At 44.4% G+C, this 270-nt stretch carries 1 protein-coding gene; it reads right to left on the reverse strand.

What is annotated here, in order from left to right; all coding sequences use genetic code 11:
* A partial coding sequence (locus A3763_RS05775) for a ribose-phosphate pyrophosphokinase-like domain-containing protein (protein ID WP_197482795.1) occupies positions 1–243 on the reverse strand: 243 nt, incomplete at its 3' end.
* Positions 244–270: the final 27 nt, after the last annotated feature.

Raw genomic sequence — 270 nt, forward strand, 5'->3', positions numbered from 1 at the left:
GGCTATTCCAAGCTCGCGTAAGGTTTCGCAAAGATAAACCAAGGGTAGAAACTTTGAATTTGGCTGGTGCATATTCGAGACTATAATGGCTTCACGCTGCTGGTAATCGCTATGTACTCTCATGTAAGTTTCACCATCAGGGAACTGGCGGTGTTCCAACTTGGCAGGTTCTGCATTTAACTCCGTAGATAGCGCAGCGAATAGCTCAGGTGCAGCGTAGAGGTCAAAAATTAAAGGTTTCATAGAGTTTCTTCCTCAATTCGAATAGCA

Source organism: Oleiphilus sp. HI0128, assembly GCF_001635365.1.